Below are 16286 nucleotides of genomic sequence, written 5' to 3' on the forward strand. Positions count from 1 at the left end.
AGGGTTAGCCGCAGAGCACCGCAGCACGTACCGGATCAATCGCCACCAGCGCCGCCAGCAATGCCTCGTTGCGTCGCGCCAGAGTGGGTTTGTCGGCATCATTGCGCTGTGCTTTCAAACGCAGCAGCTTGAGCAGGCGAGCCTTGACCTCGAAGTTCAACTCCGGCTCCCACGTCGCCAAGGCGTGCAGTTGCGCAGTGGTGTCCAACTCGCCCAGCAAGTGCACCGCCAGGTCGCTCTTGCCGTATTGCTCGGCGACTCGCGCCATCAGCAAACGCAACAGCCAGCGCTGACGCCCGCTGTGCACGCCCGGCCGCGCCGCCAGCCAGGCCAGCGCGACTTCCACGCCGTCACTGTCTGCCTGGGCCAGGGCTTCGCCTTCCAGCGACAGAATCTCGGCATCACCGGTGGTCAGCACCGCCTTGGGTGCCGGCAGCCATTGCTGCGTACGATTGCCGCTGACGTGCTGGGTGATCCAGTCACGGGTGACCTCGTCGGCGAACGGGCTGCCGTCGCTCCAATGCAACAGCTCCAGGCCCGGCAAGCGTTCAAGAAACATGCCCAGGTCACGCTTGACGATGTCGGCCCAACTGTCTTGCGGCGCCGGTTGTTTACTCAGCGCCTGGTACAGGTACCACTGCAAGTCCAGCCAGAAATGGTTCACCCCTTCGGCGTACACCCGCTCGACCTGATCGAGCAATTCGCTCCAGCTCTGTTGCAAGTACAGGCGCTTGAGTTGTGCCCGATAATCGCCACGGGGCGAGGCCAGGCGCGTGTTGCCGCTGGCCTCCTCGGGCGGTGCCTGGTGTACGGTGTCCCAGCGCAGGCTCTTCATCAGCCGATGAGCCGCGAGCCAGCCTTGAGGCTGTTCGCGCAAATAGCTCGCCAGCGCCCGACCGTTGTCCAGCAGGTCACGCCCGGACTTGATCGCCGTGGCAGTGGGCGCCGGCTGTACGTTCGCGTCGTGACTGGCGCTGTGCTGCGGCACCAGCGCATCCACCCCGCCAGACTGCGTCAACCGGGCGGACAACGCGCCATACAACGCCCCCAGGGCCGGGCGCTGGTCCTGCGGCCAGGCCTCAAGCCCACGCTCCAGCCAGGCCAGCGCCGCGACCGTACGTTCCGCCTCGCTGCGCACCACTTCCGGGTACAGCGACAAGCTGTCCAGCACCTTGCTGCTGGCCAACCATTCCAGGGCCATCTTGCGGCTATTGGGCCGGGCCGGCAGTATGTCGGCGGCGTAACGCTCCACCAACGCGGCCAACAACGTCAGCCCGTCGGCCAGCCCCGCCTCACCATCCTTTTGCAAACGCGCCCACAGGTAATACGTGGCCACGCGCAAGTCCTTGCAGGTGTGAGTCAGCAGCTTTTCTGCCATCTGAACCACCCGCTCGGCATCCGCCCCGGAGAGTTTATTGACCTCCTCGCGCATGCGCTGAAAGTCATCGTCATAACCTGGGTCTTCGCCCACGGGTGAGTCCGTACTGATGGGCAGACGCCACGGTTGCCAGCGTTCGGCCTGGTCGCGGGCCAGGGCCAAGGCATCGCGCTCACCCAAGCAATGGGTGATCAGGGTGCGCAGGCTCATTCGAAGCTCCCGTTTTGCGCATAGGGCACTTCTGCGGCACCTTCGTTGAGAAAAATCTGCGACGGCAGCGTGAAATCACGCAGCTTGAGCAAAGCCAGCGGCCCCGCGCCCAGTTCGGTGCGTAGGTTCCAAGTGAGATTCGCGCCATCGGGGGCCTTGAGGACCATGCGGTAGCGGCTGTCGCCGTCGTCCAAAGGGGTGATTCGAGCTTTTTCCAATAAGCGAATCAGGCCCCAAGTGCCCTGGTAGTCGCCGAACAGACGCTCTCCTGTGTGAATGCTGGTCCAACTCAGGCTGGCGCCCGGATGGTCACCACGTCCAGGCCAACTGAAACGTTGCCAGAGCTCTTTCTGGTTGAAGTACTGATGTTGCACACCGTTGAGAATAAAGGTGGTTTGCACCACATCGCGCACCGGTTTGCCTTGCAGCTCGAAGCTCAGGCCCATTCCTCCGTCGGTATAGATCACGTCAGCCAAGTGACTGAGTTGGTTGATTGCCGACAGGAACTGCGGATTGAAGCGCAAGCCCTGACTATGACGAGGGTCGGCTACCCAGCGGCTGCCTTCCTTGCTCAGCACACCGCTCAGTTGGCGCTGCAAAAACTGCTCGATGCGCCCAGAGTCGGCGCGGATCATCTGCCCCAGCATCGGCAACGAGGAGTCACTGGCGGTATCTGCAAACGGGTAGCGACCGGCGAAAGCGTCTTGCCAGTCCGTGACAATCGCCCGCTGCCACTGATTGTTGAGCCCCGCCGCAGAGGGTTGCAAAACTCGCTGCCAGGCTTGATCCAGCGGCTGCACAAAGAGCGTATGGCCGACCCCACTCCACTCCGCCCCAAGGCTGGCGGCAATCAGGCTGCCGTAGGACTGGGTGTCGGTCAGATCGACGCTCTTGCCCTGAAAAACCGTCTGCGCCAAGGCCTGAGTCATTTCCTGCGGGTCGGGTGCATTGCTCACTTACTGCAGTTTCAAACGCACACGCGTGACCCGGGTGAGGAATGCATGCAGGCTCAAGCGGTCATTATCGACATTGCCCTTGAGGTCTTTGCCCAGCAGCGTCAGCAGCGGACCGAAGGTTGCATCCAGAGGACTGCGCGGCGCCTGGGTTTGCTGGTCGATCACCGGCACCTTGTCTTGGTCTATCAGCTTTTGTGCGGACTTGATCAGCGAGTCGGCCAGCGCCTGGCTGCGAGTGCCGGCCTGTCCCTGATAGGCCAAGGTGTTCATCAGGGCAATCAGTGGCGACTGGCGGACATCGGTCATCAGGGTCAACTGATCAATCACATCAGGCAGGCTGACGGTCTGATGCCAGCGCAGGCTGTTGAGAAAATCCAGCCAGGCGTTGGCGTAGTCCTGAAAGTAGCGTTCAGTGAGGCGCTCCTTGAGCACACCAGGGGTCAGCTCGGCGGCGATGTCGGTCTGCTTGTCGCTGAGTACCCAATCAATTTCCTCGCGGCGCGCTTCGGCGATGTCGTCGATGGCCCGGCGCACCTGACCTTCCCAGGCCTGGCGGGTGAACACCCCTGGCACGCTGGCTTCGGTGTAGAACAACGCCAGGGCGTCGGTTTCACCGACCATGCCTTGCACACCCAACTCAGGGTATTGGTTAGCTGCCAGGTCGAGAACCTGCTGGTACAGGGTAGTTTCGGCATTGCGCTGGCCCAACTGGCCGAGCAGTACTTGTCGGGTTAGCGCCACCAGCGTCGGATCAGCCTTGATGGCCCAATCCGGATGCGCCGCCAGGTGCTCGCCATAGAACCGCCACAGGTTCGGTGACAGGCCTTGCCAGAGCCCCGGAGATACCCCAATGCGCGACGGCTCGGCGTTGGTCAAGGCTTTGGTCAGGAAGGTCGCGTCAGCTTTTTGCGGGCGCGCCATCATCAGGTACGCCTTCAATTGCTCGTAGGCGCCCAGGGCCTGCTCGGCCCGTTGCTCGCTGCCCGGGGGCAGACTGATCAAGGCGTTGAGCTGACGTTGTAAATTGGCCGCCGCCGGGTCACGGATCAAGCGGTTGTTGGCGTCAACATAACGTGGCCACAGGGCATCGAGCAGGGCTTGATTTTGATTCAAGCCGAAACGCTGGTACCAGGGCATGCCGTGTTTGGCGCGGTAATCCAGACGTGCCAGTTCGCGCACCAGGTCGTTGAATGCGTTCAGTTGCTCGTCGCTATTCCCCGGCTGCTGCAATGCCGCCAACGAGGTTTGCACTTGGGCAATCTGCACACGGTTACTGACAAACGACAGCAATAACCCCGCCCCCCACAACACTCCCAACCCCAGCACCAGTGCATAGCCGACGCGGGGAACGCTCCAGCCCAGTCGACGGCCGCTAGTGGCATTATCGTCGAGCACGCCGTGCCACACCGAGGCCACCGGCCAGTCATGTTTTAAGTCATGTTGCGTGCGCTGCACCGGCAGGCTGAACCACAGCCCACGCAACGGCACACCACGGGCAAACTCGCCGGCCAACGGGGCGAGCGTGTGACGCCAACGGCCTATGCCCTCGGCCTGCAAATCGCGGGACAGGCGCAGCAGAAAGTCATGGCCCATCACATTGTTGATCTGCGCCAGGCCTTCGCGACGCAAAGGCTCCAGCAAATTATTCAAACGACCTTGCAACACTTGCGCATCAAAGCGTGCCGGCAACAAGCAGCCTACCGGCCGTGCCTTGCGGGTGTCCTGCGACCAAGCACTGTCGCAGACCTGCCACAGGTACAACGGCAACTGCCAGTTCAGGCCACGGGCCAGGCGCTGCAACTGGTGCACGCCCGCGCCCATCGCGGCATCATCGGCGGCCTGGGTGTTGTTCAGTGCCCAGACCACGCCGTCCAATGCACGCCACCGACTCAGCCCACGCCATTGCGCGGGGAATGACTGCTCCAGCGTCGCCTGGGCACTGCCGCCCCACAATAGGACGGTGCCTTGGCCTTCCAGCCAGCGCTGCTCGGCGAGGGTCGGGGCGATGGCTTCGATTTGCGCGGGTTCGCCAATAACTAGTAGTAGACGGACTTTGCGGCGCCAGAAGAAACCGTAGCGATCACGCAGGTGATCGCGCAGCTCTCCTACCGCTAACGCGTCTGGGGATGAGGATACTGGACTCAATGGAGAGATCGACGCTTCGGCATCCAGCCCCACTACTCTCAGCGCTTGGCGAGCCGCCAAGCGATCCCAGGCTAGCAAAATGACCGGGCAGAACCAGCAAAGCGCGAACCACACGCCCAGGCTCCACAGCACCAACTGTTTGAGCGGAAGTTGCGGCCAACCCAAATAGCCGCCACACAAGCTGTACAACAGGCCACCAAGCAGCACTAGCAGCGTCATGATCAGCAGATAGCCCAACCCCACGCGAACCAACGAGCCCTTACCCACGTCCTTAATTGTTGCCATGAGGCACCGCCACTCCAATCGCCAATCGTTTGTTCCCATCCTGGCTCAGCCAACCACATGGCTGGCCTGCCTCCCCCGCTTGCAGCAATGCCAGGGACATACCGATAAACGGAGCCAGATGCGCCAGCACACCCCATTGCCCCGTCAGTTGATGCTCGACCGCCGACCAACCGCCCGCAACAAATGCTTCCTGGCTGGCTTTATCCAACGCCAGGCAGGTGGCCGGAGGCGTTTTCAATCCGGCGTAACGCTGCAACTGCGTGCAGAGCTCGGCAGGCAACTCACCTGCCTGGTATTCACCCCGGTGCAACAACTGCCGACCCTGTCGGCTTACCCGCCAGAGAAAAGCAGCTTCACCGGGCACCTCGTTCTCTTCAGCGCCCTCCACCGACACCACGCCGGCACACAACAGCCAGTCGTCCTCGCCACGGCAATCGCGGTGGAAGGTATCGATCAAATCGTCCAGATCAGTCAGGTTCTGTAATGACAAACGGGCCTCGGGCAACACCACTCCCGCTCGGGCCAGCACCTCAACGAAAGCAGCCTGGCTGCTCTCATCCCCCACCCAGGCAATCGCCCGCAGATGAGGCCCGCACTCGATTAGCCCTGGGAGTGCCAGGGTCAAGCGGGCCAGGTGTCGGGCCAAGGCTGGGGTGCGCTCGGTGATCACACCCAACGACAACGGGCAACGCAACATGGGCTGTGTGGCGCCGGGTATCGCCAAGGGTGATGAGATGCCTTTCATCAAGTTCAGGTAATCCTCTTGCATGTCACCCGCAGGTCCTAGCAACAACACGTCCTGCACCGGCAAACTGAGAGAACGCCGATGCCACCAACGCTGCATGGCGGCCTCCAGGGTGCGCAGATACACCTTGCGGTTGAACAGTTCGATCTGCCACACCAACACACGCACCGCCAGGAGCAACGCCCAGCACAGTGGCAGCACCGCACTCCACAGCCACAACTCCAGGCGCGGTTGTTCCTGGGGCCAGAGCATCAGCAAGGCTGTCGATTGCACCCCGAACAGCAGCCCCAACCCCAACCACCAACCTCGCCAACGCGGCGCGCCCGGTTCAACGAAGTCGGGGTACTCAGGGGGCCGGTTCATGGTGCGACAATCATTGAAGTTGCCGCCAGGGTGCTGACCAACTGGCAACCGCACGCGCAACGATGGCCGTCCAGCGCCACAGGTTTGCCGTCCATGGTAGAAATCGACGTACCTTCGACAATGTGCGTCATGCCATGCAGATTGCAACGGACTTGATCGTCCACACAGGCCACCGGCTTACCGAAGGCCTCGTAGTGTCCCGACAACACCTCACCGCCGAAGGGATGCAATGGGTCGCCCATGCGTACTAGGGGCATCATGACACCAGCTCCTTAGCCTGCTCGACCAAGCCACCAGTGCGCTTCAGATAGTCCAGCATGCTCTGCATGCGCAGGGCTTCTTCACCCTCAATAATGGCTTGCGTTTGCTGCGCCACCACCTCACCAATTGCAAAGGTCGGTTGCAGGACTTTCTCCGCCCCTGGCAGGAAAGGCTCCACTTTGCCACTGACGACATTGATCACCTGATAACCCACCGACGCAGCGCCCAGCGTGCCAGCAAGGCCTTTCCAGCCATGACGACGGATGCTGTAAACCCCGCCCAGTACCAGCGCGATGCCCACCACACGCCCAGCCACCACCACCGGGGTCATGCGCTTATTAGTCTCGCCGCCGAAATACACCATGCGGTAACGGAAATAATCCCCCCACAACTCCCGTGAACTCATAGCATCGTGCAAAAACCAGGCACGCGAGTCATGCACCTGGTCGTCAAACAGCGCTACCACCGCAGCTTTCTGCGGCGAATCGGTGACGCGAAACTTATTGCTGTTGGTCCCAACTTCAACAAAGAGCTCCTTGGCGCGCACCTCCCCCTCAGCCTTGATCCGCTCGTACTCTTGCTGCTCGTCGTCATCATTGAGCAGGTACACCGTGTCCCTGAGCGCTACATCGACTACCCAGCCCGTCACGCTGCTCTGATCGCGCCGCCAATCTTGATAGTCGTGTTCGAACTCCACGGCGGCTTCGCGGATCTGCTGCTGATCCTTTACCGGCTCATAAGTGGGCGGACTGGCCGTCCCCAACAGAAGCTGCGCTTCGTTTTCCTGACCTCGGGCCTCCTTTCGCTTGCGTTTGGCGTCGGCGATCTCAGCCTCACGTTCGGCTTTTTGCGCCTCTTGCAGCGATGCATTGGTCTGTATGGCCTTGCCGTAGAAGGGTTCATTGGCGTAACTGCCACGGGCCAGACGCTCGATGCGCCATCCGGTGAGCCAGGATAATTGCGCGGCCATGGCGTCTTCGAGGGAATGCCCCAGACGTAGGGATTCGTCGTTCGGCGGAGTTTGTGCGGTGCTCTCTTCGACTAGGCCCAGGGTGCTGCGCCAGGCATTGAAGCGGTCGATCAAAATCGGCGAGAAGTCGAACTCATTCCCCGTACCAGGGTCCATTTTTCGCGAAGGTTGAATCTGCCGCAACTTATCTGACAACACCGCCTCAGGCACCGTTAACGGTGCACCAGCCGCAAAAGCCTCCGCATACAGGTCATGCAGCACAATCTGCGACAGCAACTCGCCCGACCCGCCTCGGGCCTTGCCCTGGTCCCCCGGCGGATAACCACCGCCCACATCCGAGTGCACGCCGGGATAGACCACCTCCCGGGCGTAAGGGGGATAAAGGCCATCGGCATAACGGATCGAGTCCAGCGGGAAGCACAAGCGTTGTTCGTGGGCGGCGACAAAATGCCGGCAGACCTTGATCCACTCGGGGAATGTTTTGACATCGGGCAACTGCTGCGTGCCATCAGCCCAGTCCATATGCCCGTCAGCAAAGGGCGCGGCACGGGCGCTGCCCACCGAGGCCACGGTGTCCAGCAGGCCAAGAAACTCGATGGTCAACGGCAGTCCCAATAATGCCTGCTCCAGGTCTTCGGCACCTTCCGGGGTATCGAACAGCTCGCTCAACCAGGTAACGAAAGTGCGTGCCTCCGCAGCCCCACGGGAAAAACCATAGACGAACAGCTTGATCGCCAGCACCTTTGGCTGTGTCGTCTCAACCTTGATCCTCAAGGGCTCCAACAGCGAGGCCATGGCTTGGCGTCGGCTGCTTTTTCCCAACGCAGTCAGCGGCCAGGTAGTGGCCATTGTCTTGAGCTTGGCCTGCATGATCGCCAAGGACAATTCATCTTTGGTCAGGGCAAATGACAAGGCATTGGCTACCTGAAGCAACCCCCAATTGATCCTATCCTCGCCTCGATTGGCGAAGGCCAGCCCGAACGTGCTGAAGTCCATCTCACCGATTTCGGGGAAGGGAGTACCCACGCCGGGGATGTAATAACTAAAATAACCGGTTTCCTGCTGCTCCAGGCTGGCGTGGTAGAGCCGGGCGATATTGGTCGGATGGGGCGGTGTGGCCTTATGGGTATCGTAAGGTTCGTTGTTGTTGGTACCGTCAAAGAACAAGCTGATATGCAGACTGCGTGCGCAGGTGGAAGCACCACGCAAACCACGTTGGGCATTTAACTCCTGGCGATACTTCTCTGTCTCGGCCATTTGTAGGTCGTAATTATCAATTACGCTCTGCATGTCACTGGGCAGACGCCCTTTTTTTGGAAACAAGGCCGGCACATAAACCGACTCGGTGTTCTTCACTTCGGACATACGGCTGGCTCCTTCATTTCCAACGGTTCTTTAATTGGATATCCAGGTTGGCCATAAGCCATACAGGCAGTTGTGACCTTGACTTGATTGCACGGTAGAAAGTGAACCTTTAATGAGCACAGTTTTTCTGTCTCATAAGATGGGAGATCTACTATGGCACTGTGTTGTTGGTAGTTGGCTTTGTGTTTGGCGTAAGCCGCTCTGTACGCGTCGGTTCCCAAGGCGGGTAAATGCGCATTAGGATTCGGATCAGTTTCCCACTCCACTTTAAGCTTCAAGCCTGGCTGCCATTGCCTTGGCAACATCGCACAACACATCCCACCACGATTGCCATGTGGAGATATATTGGGGCCACCATAGCCATTCACGGAAAAATGATTAATGGCTGCCGACGTATGATTAACCCCGCCCAAATTACCCGCCAAAAACTTTGACTCTCCCACCGAGCACCCGGCCAGTAACGCAAGTAAACAACCGCCCACCCATTTGCACACAGCACTGCCTTTTAAATAGCTCATCCCCTACTCCTTATTTTTGCTATCAAGTTCGGTACGGAAAGCGCCGATCCCAAGCGCCTTTCGTTCAAAACCTGGATCGGTTGTGCCCGGAACTGTTCGTTTTCACTTTCAATAAACAGATTCTGTACGTCCCTGGAATCACCACGCAAACCACGTTGGGCATTTAACTTCTGGCGATACTTCTCTGTCTCGGCCATTTGTAGGTCGTAATTATTGATTACGATTTGCGGATCACTGGGCAAACGCCCTTTATTTGGAAATATGGCCGGCACATAAACCGGCCCAATGTTCTTCACTTCGGACATATGGCTGGCTCCTTCATTTCCAATGGCTCCTTGATTGGGCTGTTGGGTGATGGATAGCGCCAACAGGAAGTGGAAACCTTGACTTGATTACAGGGCAAAAAATGCACTTCCAACGCACACAGTCTATCCTCATAAGGTGGGAGATCTACTATGGCCCTGTGTTGTTGGTAGTTGGCTTTATGTTTGGCGTAAGCCTCTTCATCAGGACCGTACCCGGAGGTTTTTCGCTTGAGTCTCGCATATGGATTCGGATCAGTTTCCCACTCCACTTCAAGCTTCAAGCCTGGCTGCCATTGCCTTGGTAACATCACACCACCCATTCCTCCCCCATAACCAAAAGGACTGACATTCCCCCCTCCAGAGCCATTCACGAAAAAATGATTAATAGCCGCCGAAGTATGATTAATCGCATTCAAACCTGAGCCCAAAAATTTTGACTCCCCTACGGAGCACCCTGCCAACAGTAAAAGCAAGCTCCCTCCTATCCACTGGCATAACGTGAAAACCTTTAAAATACGCATCAACTCAGCTCTTCCTTGTGGTTAAATTCCGTACGAATTCAGTGCAAAAACACCTGCTTTACTCGACAACCGACTAACCGCTTCAGCTAGGCCTATCGTCGCGGCCAAAATGCAGCCTTGCGTATAGTTTCAAATCACCAAAGTAGTTTTCCCGACTCGCTTGAAGTACTACGCGATAGCAACTTGCAAAACATTGTTCACGAGAAAGTTCCGGAAACTTCACCCTGGCAACTTCGATCAGGTTTTGTGCATCACTGATGCTTCCCAACCGGTCAAATTGAGCGTCAGCCAAGCTAATGGGAGGAAAGGTTTCAGCCAAGGTCTGATTCGACCGATAGGTGCCAGGCTGCCAAACAGGCTGCTGGTCCCGGTCTAGCCAACTCCAGAACAGGGCCACGCGCAGGAATTGCTCTTTCTGTTCAGGGCTCAATACGCTGGACAACACTTCAGGCATTACACGAGGGTCATAAAAGCGCAGCAATCCAGACTGGCCTCCCCACTCAAGCTGTGAGAGCCCCTGAAGGGACTTAACCAAAACATCAAACGGCATAGGTGAAATCAACAGCATGAGGCGAGGTAGATGCCCAACCTGTTCAACCAGTTCTTCCAGCCAGGCTTTATGCCGCCAGTCGTCGAGGTTGATTCGCATCAGAATGGGCGCCTGCGTCAACAGTGCCTCCTCTGGTGTTGCGCTGAACAAAGAAAACCAGGACATGCCCGGCTCCATGAGACGAAGGGCCGGTAATATGGATATATCCCAGCCTGCTTGATCAACCATGACATCGACATGCCCCACGTTCGCGGAGCCGCAAAGGCTTTCTATCTGCTCGATCCAGCGTGTGTAGTGCTCTTGCATTTTTCTACCCTCAGCCGGCAGTGCGCATGACTGCGCCCGCCGCTTGCGTTTGAGCAATTTTCAGACATTCTTCGCACACCGACTGCGGCAATTCGGGCATGGGGAAACTCTGGCTGGCCGTCGTTTCCCAGACATGCTGGCCCTTGAGGTTAAGCTTGCCGGGGCTGTGGATGTCGATGGCGCCGGCAGGAGTGATACGGATGTAGCCGCCGCCGCAAGCCAGGGTGATGCCGTTTTTGGCGGTCAGTTGCAGGTGGCCCTGTACCGACTGCATGGTGATGTCTTGCTGGGCAATCAGATTCAACACGTCGCCGTGGGATTCGATTTCCAGCGGTCCCTTGCCGGACACTAGGCGCATGCCTTCCTGCTGGGCCAGCAGCGAGATGGCCTGATTCGCGTGGAGGGACAGCCGCTGCGCGGCGGCCAGGTTGATTTCGTCGTTGCTTTGCACGTACATCGCATCGCCGCTTTTGAGCAGCAGGCTGGCAGGGGTCACCGCACCAATACCTTTTGGGGCACTGAGCAGGATGGCCGAGGCATTCAGGTCTTTGGCGCTGTCCTGAAACTGCTGCAAGCCGACGATGGCGGGCTGGCGGCTATGGTGGGCCTGAGCGATTTCCTGCCAGTCGGCGATTTGCTGTTTGGCTCCCTGGACCTGACTGGAAGCCGGCTCCATGGTCAGTACGTCACCGATGGCCTTGGCCTGTTCATCAGCACTGATAAACAACCCTTTCCCGCCCCGAATTGCGCCCCAGCCATCGGTGCGCAGCTCAAAGCCTTCACCGCGCTTGTGCTTCTGCGCATCGACCAGGTGCCCGAGGTTGAGTTGGCTCTTGCCGCTGTGCTCGGTACTGAGCTTGATGTGCTCCTGCCCGCGCAGGTCTTCCATGCGCAGCTTATTGTTGGCTGGCGTGCGCAACACATTGCGCGTGTAGTCGCGTTTACCCAACGTCACGTGGTCGGGGTGCTGGCTGTCGTGCAGGGCGTGGGCGATGTACGGACGGTCAGGGTCACCTTGTTCGAAGGCGATGGCTACTTCGGTGCCGGGGATCAGCGGCAGGTGCAGGCCGTGGGTGTCGCCCGCGTACGGTCGGGCCAGACGCAGCCAGAGGCTTTCTTCACCGGGTTTCCAACTGTCGCGGTCAAACAGAAAATTGACTTTGTAGCGTCCTTCAATGTCGATGTGGCCGTAGGGGTCGTGTTCCTGCGGGCTGGTGACGCGGGCCGGGACGGTACCAGCGATTTGCGGCTTGTCTTGCAGCGCTGGGCGAAAGCACACCGTTTCCGAGTAGGGAATGGCCTCAAAACTGACTTCAAAACTGCGATCCCGAGCGGCACGGGTGATCAGTTGGGTGACCACCGCGCCAGGCGCAAAGGCCTGTGGCGCGCCACCGGATATTTTGAGCACCTGACCAGGCGCCAGGGTGGCACTGCTACTGATGCCGCTGAGTTGAGTCTGGCCATTGAGATAACGCTCGTGACGCAAGCGTGCATAAAAATAACCGCTTTCGCTTTGCAGGTCTTCGTCATGGGCATAAGGGTCGCCCAGTACGGTGTACGGTTCAGCGTAGTGATAAGCCTCGCCGTAGGTGGTACTCGCACCACGGGTTTGGTCGACGTCGCCATTCAGGTGGGCATTAGCGGTACGGTGGTGGTAAGCACGAATGTTAACGTGCTGCTCCACCACTTGATGGCTCGATTGCAGGCTCCACGCCCCGTCTTGCCCGCTGCTGCTCAGACCTGATTGCGGGCGATACGCCAGTGCGACGTCGAATTGGTAGTGACGCTGGTCATCGTGGAACTCCACCACATCGATTTTCAGGCGTTCGTCGCAGGTAAAGCGGTACCAGATGCCGACGTCGGCCAGCAGGCGGGAGATGAAGGCTAGGTCGCTTTCGCCATACTGCATGACCTGTTCGCGCTTGGGGTATTCACGCACTAGGTTGAAGAGAAAGTCCTGGCCTTCGAAGTCGTGGCGGGTACGCAGAATACTTTCAACGATCTGCGGCACCGATTGGTGCTGGTAGATCCGAAATTGCCTGCCTTGGCCAAGCAAGGCCAGGTGCGGTTCCAGGGTAATTTCGTAGCGGGCTTCATCGACGGAGCCAGACAGGCGTTTAAATCCGGTGACCACGCCGTGCAGCGTGCGCAGTGGCTTGACCTTGGGCGCACTCAGGCCCAAAAACGGCAGGTTGTGCGGTGCACCATGCAGGCTGAAACTGGCGTTCTGGCCGAGGACTTTTTCGGCGTCGATGTCGCTGTCGAAGCAGGTGAATTCAACACGGTAGTTGAACGGTTGGCTCAGGGCTTCTTTGCCCTCGAAAGCGAGGACATCGAGCCGTGCGTCAACGTCGCCAACACTCAGTGTGTGACGGCTGTGATCGAAAAAAGTGCGCAGTTCGTTGAGCATGTTCAGGCCTCCATGGCTACGGGCGACGCAGTGCCTTGGGCGTCGGTGAAATGCAGGACAATGCCTTCTTCATCGCTGTACCCCAGGGTGACACCGAGGGTTTTCTGCTGGGCGGCCTGGCGCTGCAGCAATTGCTGGCTGAGCACCGGCAGGATCTGCTGGTTGAGCAAGCTGTCGATGTTGCGTGCGCCCGTGTCGGGTAGCAGGCAGGCGGCCACCAGGGCCTCGTTGAGGGCGGCGTCGATCTGGCAGGTCAACCCATAGTGACGTTGCAAACGCTTGGCAACCTGAGCGAGCTTGATCGCGACGATGCGTTTGAGGGCATCGGCTTGCAGCGGGCGGTAGATCAAAGTCTGGAAGCGCGCCAACAAGGCCGGCTGGAAGTGTTCCCGCAGGATCGGGCGCAGCAACTCGTGCAGGGTGCTGTCCGGCGCGCCGGGGAACTCTTGCAGGCAGGCTTGCAGTTCATCGCTGCCCAGGTTGGAGGTCATGAGGATGACGGTGTTACGAAAATCGATTTCCCGGCCTTCGCCATCGCGCATGCAGCCACGGTCGAAGACTTGATAAAACAGGTTGAGGACGTCACGGTGCGCTTTTTCTACCTCATCGAGCAGCACCACGCTGTAAGGACGTTGGCGCACCGCTTCGGTGAGCACACCGCCCTGGCCATAACCCACATAGCCGGGCGGCGAGCCTTTGAGCTGGCTGACCGTGTGGGCTTCCTGGTATTCCGAGAGGTTGATGGTGATGAGGGACTTTTCACCGCCAAACAGCTTGTCGGCCAGAGCCAGAGCGGTTTCGGTCTTGCCGACGCCGCTGGTACCCACCAGCAGGAACACGCCCAGTGGCGCTTTTTCGTCTGTCAGGCCAGTCTTGGCGGCACGCAGGCGTTGAGCCAAGGCACAGAGGGCGTGGTCCTGGCCGATCACCTGTTCACCCAGTTGTTGCTCCAGCTCCAGCAGGTTGGCTTGTTCGTCCTTGAGCAAGCTGCCCAGGGGCACGCCGGTCCAGTCGGCAATCACTTCGGCCACGCTGCGGGCGTTGACGTCAAGGGACAGCAATGGCTGGTTGCCCTGGGCGTCGCTCAGTTGTTGTTGCAGGTGCCGGCAGGCGTCCATCCGTGGCGGTTCGGCCTGACGCGCATCGAGCAATTGTTGGGTAAGGTCGAGTTCGTGGCGGTATTGCTCCTCAAGCTCAAGTTGCTGGTGGTTCAGCTCGGTGTGTTGCGCGGCGATGATCGCCAGACGCTCGTCAGCGGGGCTGCCGCTCAGTTGCTGGTCTTCTTTCAGGGCCTGACGTTCCAACTCCAGGGCGGTCTGTCGGGCCTTGAGGCGGACCAACGGCTGGGGCTCGCAATCAAGGCTCATGCGCACCCGTGCGCTGGCGGTGTCGAGCAGGTCGACGGCCTTGTCCGGTAGTTGGCGACCGGTCAGGTAGCGCCGCGAGAGGTTGACCGCCGCCTGGACCGCCGCGTCCAAAATATGCACGCCATGGTGGCTGGCATAACGCGCCTTGAGGCCGCGTAGCATCAGACTGGCGTTGGCGTCATCCGGTTCATCGACCTTGACCATCTGGAAACGTCGTTCCAGGGCGGCGTCGCGCTCAAAATACTGTTTGTATTCGCTCCAGGTGGTGGCGGCGATGGTACGCAACTCGCCGCGCGCCAGGGCGGGCTTGAGCAAGTTGGCGGCGTCAGCACCGCCGGCCTGATTGCCGGCGCCGATCAGGGTGGCATGCCCTAGATCGAGGGCGAAATACTGGTTCTCCAGGCGCAGCGGAATGGCTGCCGGCACATGGCTGAGTGGCTGCAAAGGAACACCGTCGAGGGCGGCGTTGACCAGGTGATTGACATCGTCCGGCGTCCCCACCTTGCACAGGCGCGGGAACTGGCTCTGCAACTGTGCGGCCGGCATGCGGCAACGCACCGACAGGTAGAAGTCGGCACCGTCCCTCTCACGCAGGCGTGCATCGTTGAGTGTGACTTGCCAGCGATTGGCCCCCACTTCCTCCAACTCCAGGGCAATAACCCGCGACGGCAGGCTGGCTTCCAGCAAGGTGGAAATGGTGCGCATCAGGGGTGGGAATACGCTTTCCAACTGTTCGTGTCGGTAAGCAGGAATACAGTCCAGATCCTGTTCCAGCGAAAACGTCAGCAGGCTGCCGGCCAGCTTGATCAGCTCCAGGTACACCTGCTCGGGGTGCCGTGCTGGATGCGCCTTGAGGTCGGCCAGTACCGGTTGATAGGTGTTCAAGGCATTGAGCAGCCAGAACAACGACACATCAGCCACGGCGAAATCCGCCATGCGCTGGTTGCTCTCGCGGCGCATGCCCATCAGCCGTTGGCGCTTGGCAGACAACTGAGTCAGCAGATTATCCAGTTGAGTCAGCAGCCCTGGATGGGCCGCGAAGCTGAGCAACGGCGGCACGTAATCAGAATCAAGATTCCAGGCACCCTGCCCATCGCGCACCAGGCGTGCGACCGGGCAGGTCAGGTAAACAGCATTCTCGTCGTCAGCCAGGCGCAGGGTCAGGACGTACTCCAGCACCCCCATCGACTGCACCTCGTCGGCGTAGACATCCTGCACTTGCCGCCAGTCCTGGCGATAACGAGTCGGACGGTCAGCACGTGTGCCGTCGAGCACACAGTTGTTGCCATTGGCTTGCTCCAGCGGCAACGCCAAGAGCAACGTAGTCTCCTGGGCATCATCGGGCAGCAGACGGGCCAGTTCCAAAGCGGGCGGCAGTCGATCTGCGTGGTCGGTATCAACCAACGTGCCATCAGGCATACGCACCCGCACATGAGTGGCCTTAAGCTTACCCAGGCGTAAGGCTTGCAGGTCGAACGCCACCCCCTGAACACCCCAGGGGTGTACCAGCGACAGATGGGCCACACTCTCGTTAGCCCAGGCCTCCCAGCGTGCCTGCTGCTGGAATTGTTGCGGGGACAGTAAGGCCCCCGCAGCCCATAGGGGGCGGTCGATTTTCATGTCATCGTTTC

General features: G+C 59.5%; 10 protein-coding genes and 1 pseudogene. All 11 read right to left on the reverse strand.

All coding sequences use genetic code 11. The annotated features are described in order from the left end of the window. Positions 1 to 4 precede the first annotated feature (4 nt). The 11 genes and pseudogenes from tssA to tssK all read right to left on the reverse strand — a co-directional run bounded on the left by tssA (position 5) and on the right by tssK (position 16275). Positions 5 to 1588, reverse strand: coding sequence for a type VI secretion system protein TssA (gene tssA, locus F8N82_RS14310; protein WP_038995955.1), 1584 nt, complete (start codon positions 1586 to 1588; stop codon positions 5 to 7). Beyond that, positions 1585 to 4974, reverse strand: a pseudogene (locus tag F8N82_RS14315) (ImcF-related family protein). The gene tssA and the pseudogene F8N82_RS14315 overlap by 4 nt, the downstream one beginning before the upstream one ends. Further along, complete coding sequence (locus F8N82_RS14320) at positions 4961 to 5938, reverse strand: hypothetical protein (RefSeq protein WP_038999460.1); 978 nt, start codon at positions 5936 to 5938, stop codon at positions 4961 to 4963. The pseudogene F8N82_RS14315 and the gene F8N82_RS14320 overlap by 14 nt, the downstream one beginning before the upstream one ends. A 140-nt stretch (positions 5939 to 6078) precedes the next feature. After that, positions 6079 to 6342, reverse strand: coding sequence for a PAAR domain-containing protein (locus tag F8N82_RS14325; RefSeq protein ID WP_038995957.1), 264 nt, complete (start codon positions 6340 to 6342; stop codon positions 6079 to 6081). Continuing rightward, a complete protein-coding gene (locus tag F8N82_RS14330) occupies positions 6339 to 8678 on the reverse strand; it encodes a DUF2235 domain-containing protein (RefSeq protein WP_338918750.1) in 2340 nt (779 codons plus the stop codon). The genes F8N82_RS14325 and F8N82_RS14330 overlap by 4 nt, the downstream gene beginning before the upstream one ends. Further along, positions 8666 to 9196 carry a DUF3304 domain-containing protein gene (locus F8N82_RS14335; protein ID WP_080764767.1) on the reverse strand — a complete coding sequence of 177 codons (531 nt, stop codon included), beginning with the start codon at positions 9194 to 9196 and terminating at the stop codon, positions 8666 to 8668. The genes F8N82_RS14330 and F8N82_RS14335 overlap by 13 nt, the downstream gene beginning before the upstream one ends. After that, positions 9193 to 9501 (reverse strand): hypothetical protein, encoded by a 309-nt coding sequence (locus F8N82_RS14340; RefSeq protein ID WP_038995959.1) that lies wholly within the window; start codon positions 9499 to 9501, stop codon positions 9193 to 9195. Before F8N82_RS14340 ends, F8N82_RS14335 begins: the two co-directional genes overlap by 4 nt. Then, on the reverse strand, positions 9489 to 10022 hold the full coding sequence (locus F8N82_RS14345; RefSeq protein WP_080764768.1) for a DUF3304 domain-containing protein: 534 nt from the start codon (positions 10020 to 10022) through the stop codon (positions 9489 to 9491). Before F8N82_RS14345 ends, F8N82_RS14340 begins: the two co-directional genes overlap by 13 nt. Before the next feature lie 82 nt (positions 10023 to 10104). Next, positions 10105 to 10878, reverse strand: coding sequence for a DUF4123 domain-containing protein (locus tag F8N82_RS14350; protein ID WP_038995961.1), 774 nt, complete (start codon positions 10876 to 10878; stop codon positions 10105 to 10107). 10 nt (positions 10879 to 10888) lie between these two features. Further along, entirely contained in the window at positions 10889 to 13288 is a 2400-nt protein-coding gene (locus F8N82_RS14355; RefSeq protein WP_038995962.1) for a type VI secretion system Vgr family protein, read from the reverse strand. A gap of 2 nt (positions 13289 to 13290) precedes the next feature. Beyond that, positions 13291 to 16275 (reverse strand): type VI secretion system baseplate subunit TssK, encoded by a 2985-nt coding sequence (gene tssK / locus F8N82_RS14360; protein WP_080764769.1) that lies wholly within the window; start codon positions 16273 to 16275, stop codon positions 13291 to 13293. Positions 16276 to 16286: the final 11 nt, after the last annotated feature.

This window comes from Pseudomonas fluorescens (assembly GCF_902497775.2).
Lineage (GTDB): Bacteria > Pseudomonadota > Gammaproteobacteria > Pseudomonadales > Pseudomonadaceae > Aquipseudomonas > Aquipseudomonas putida_F.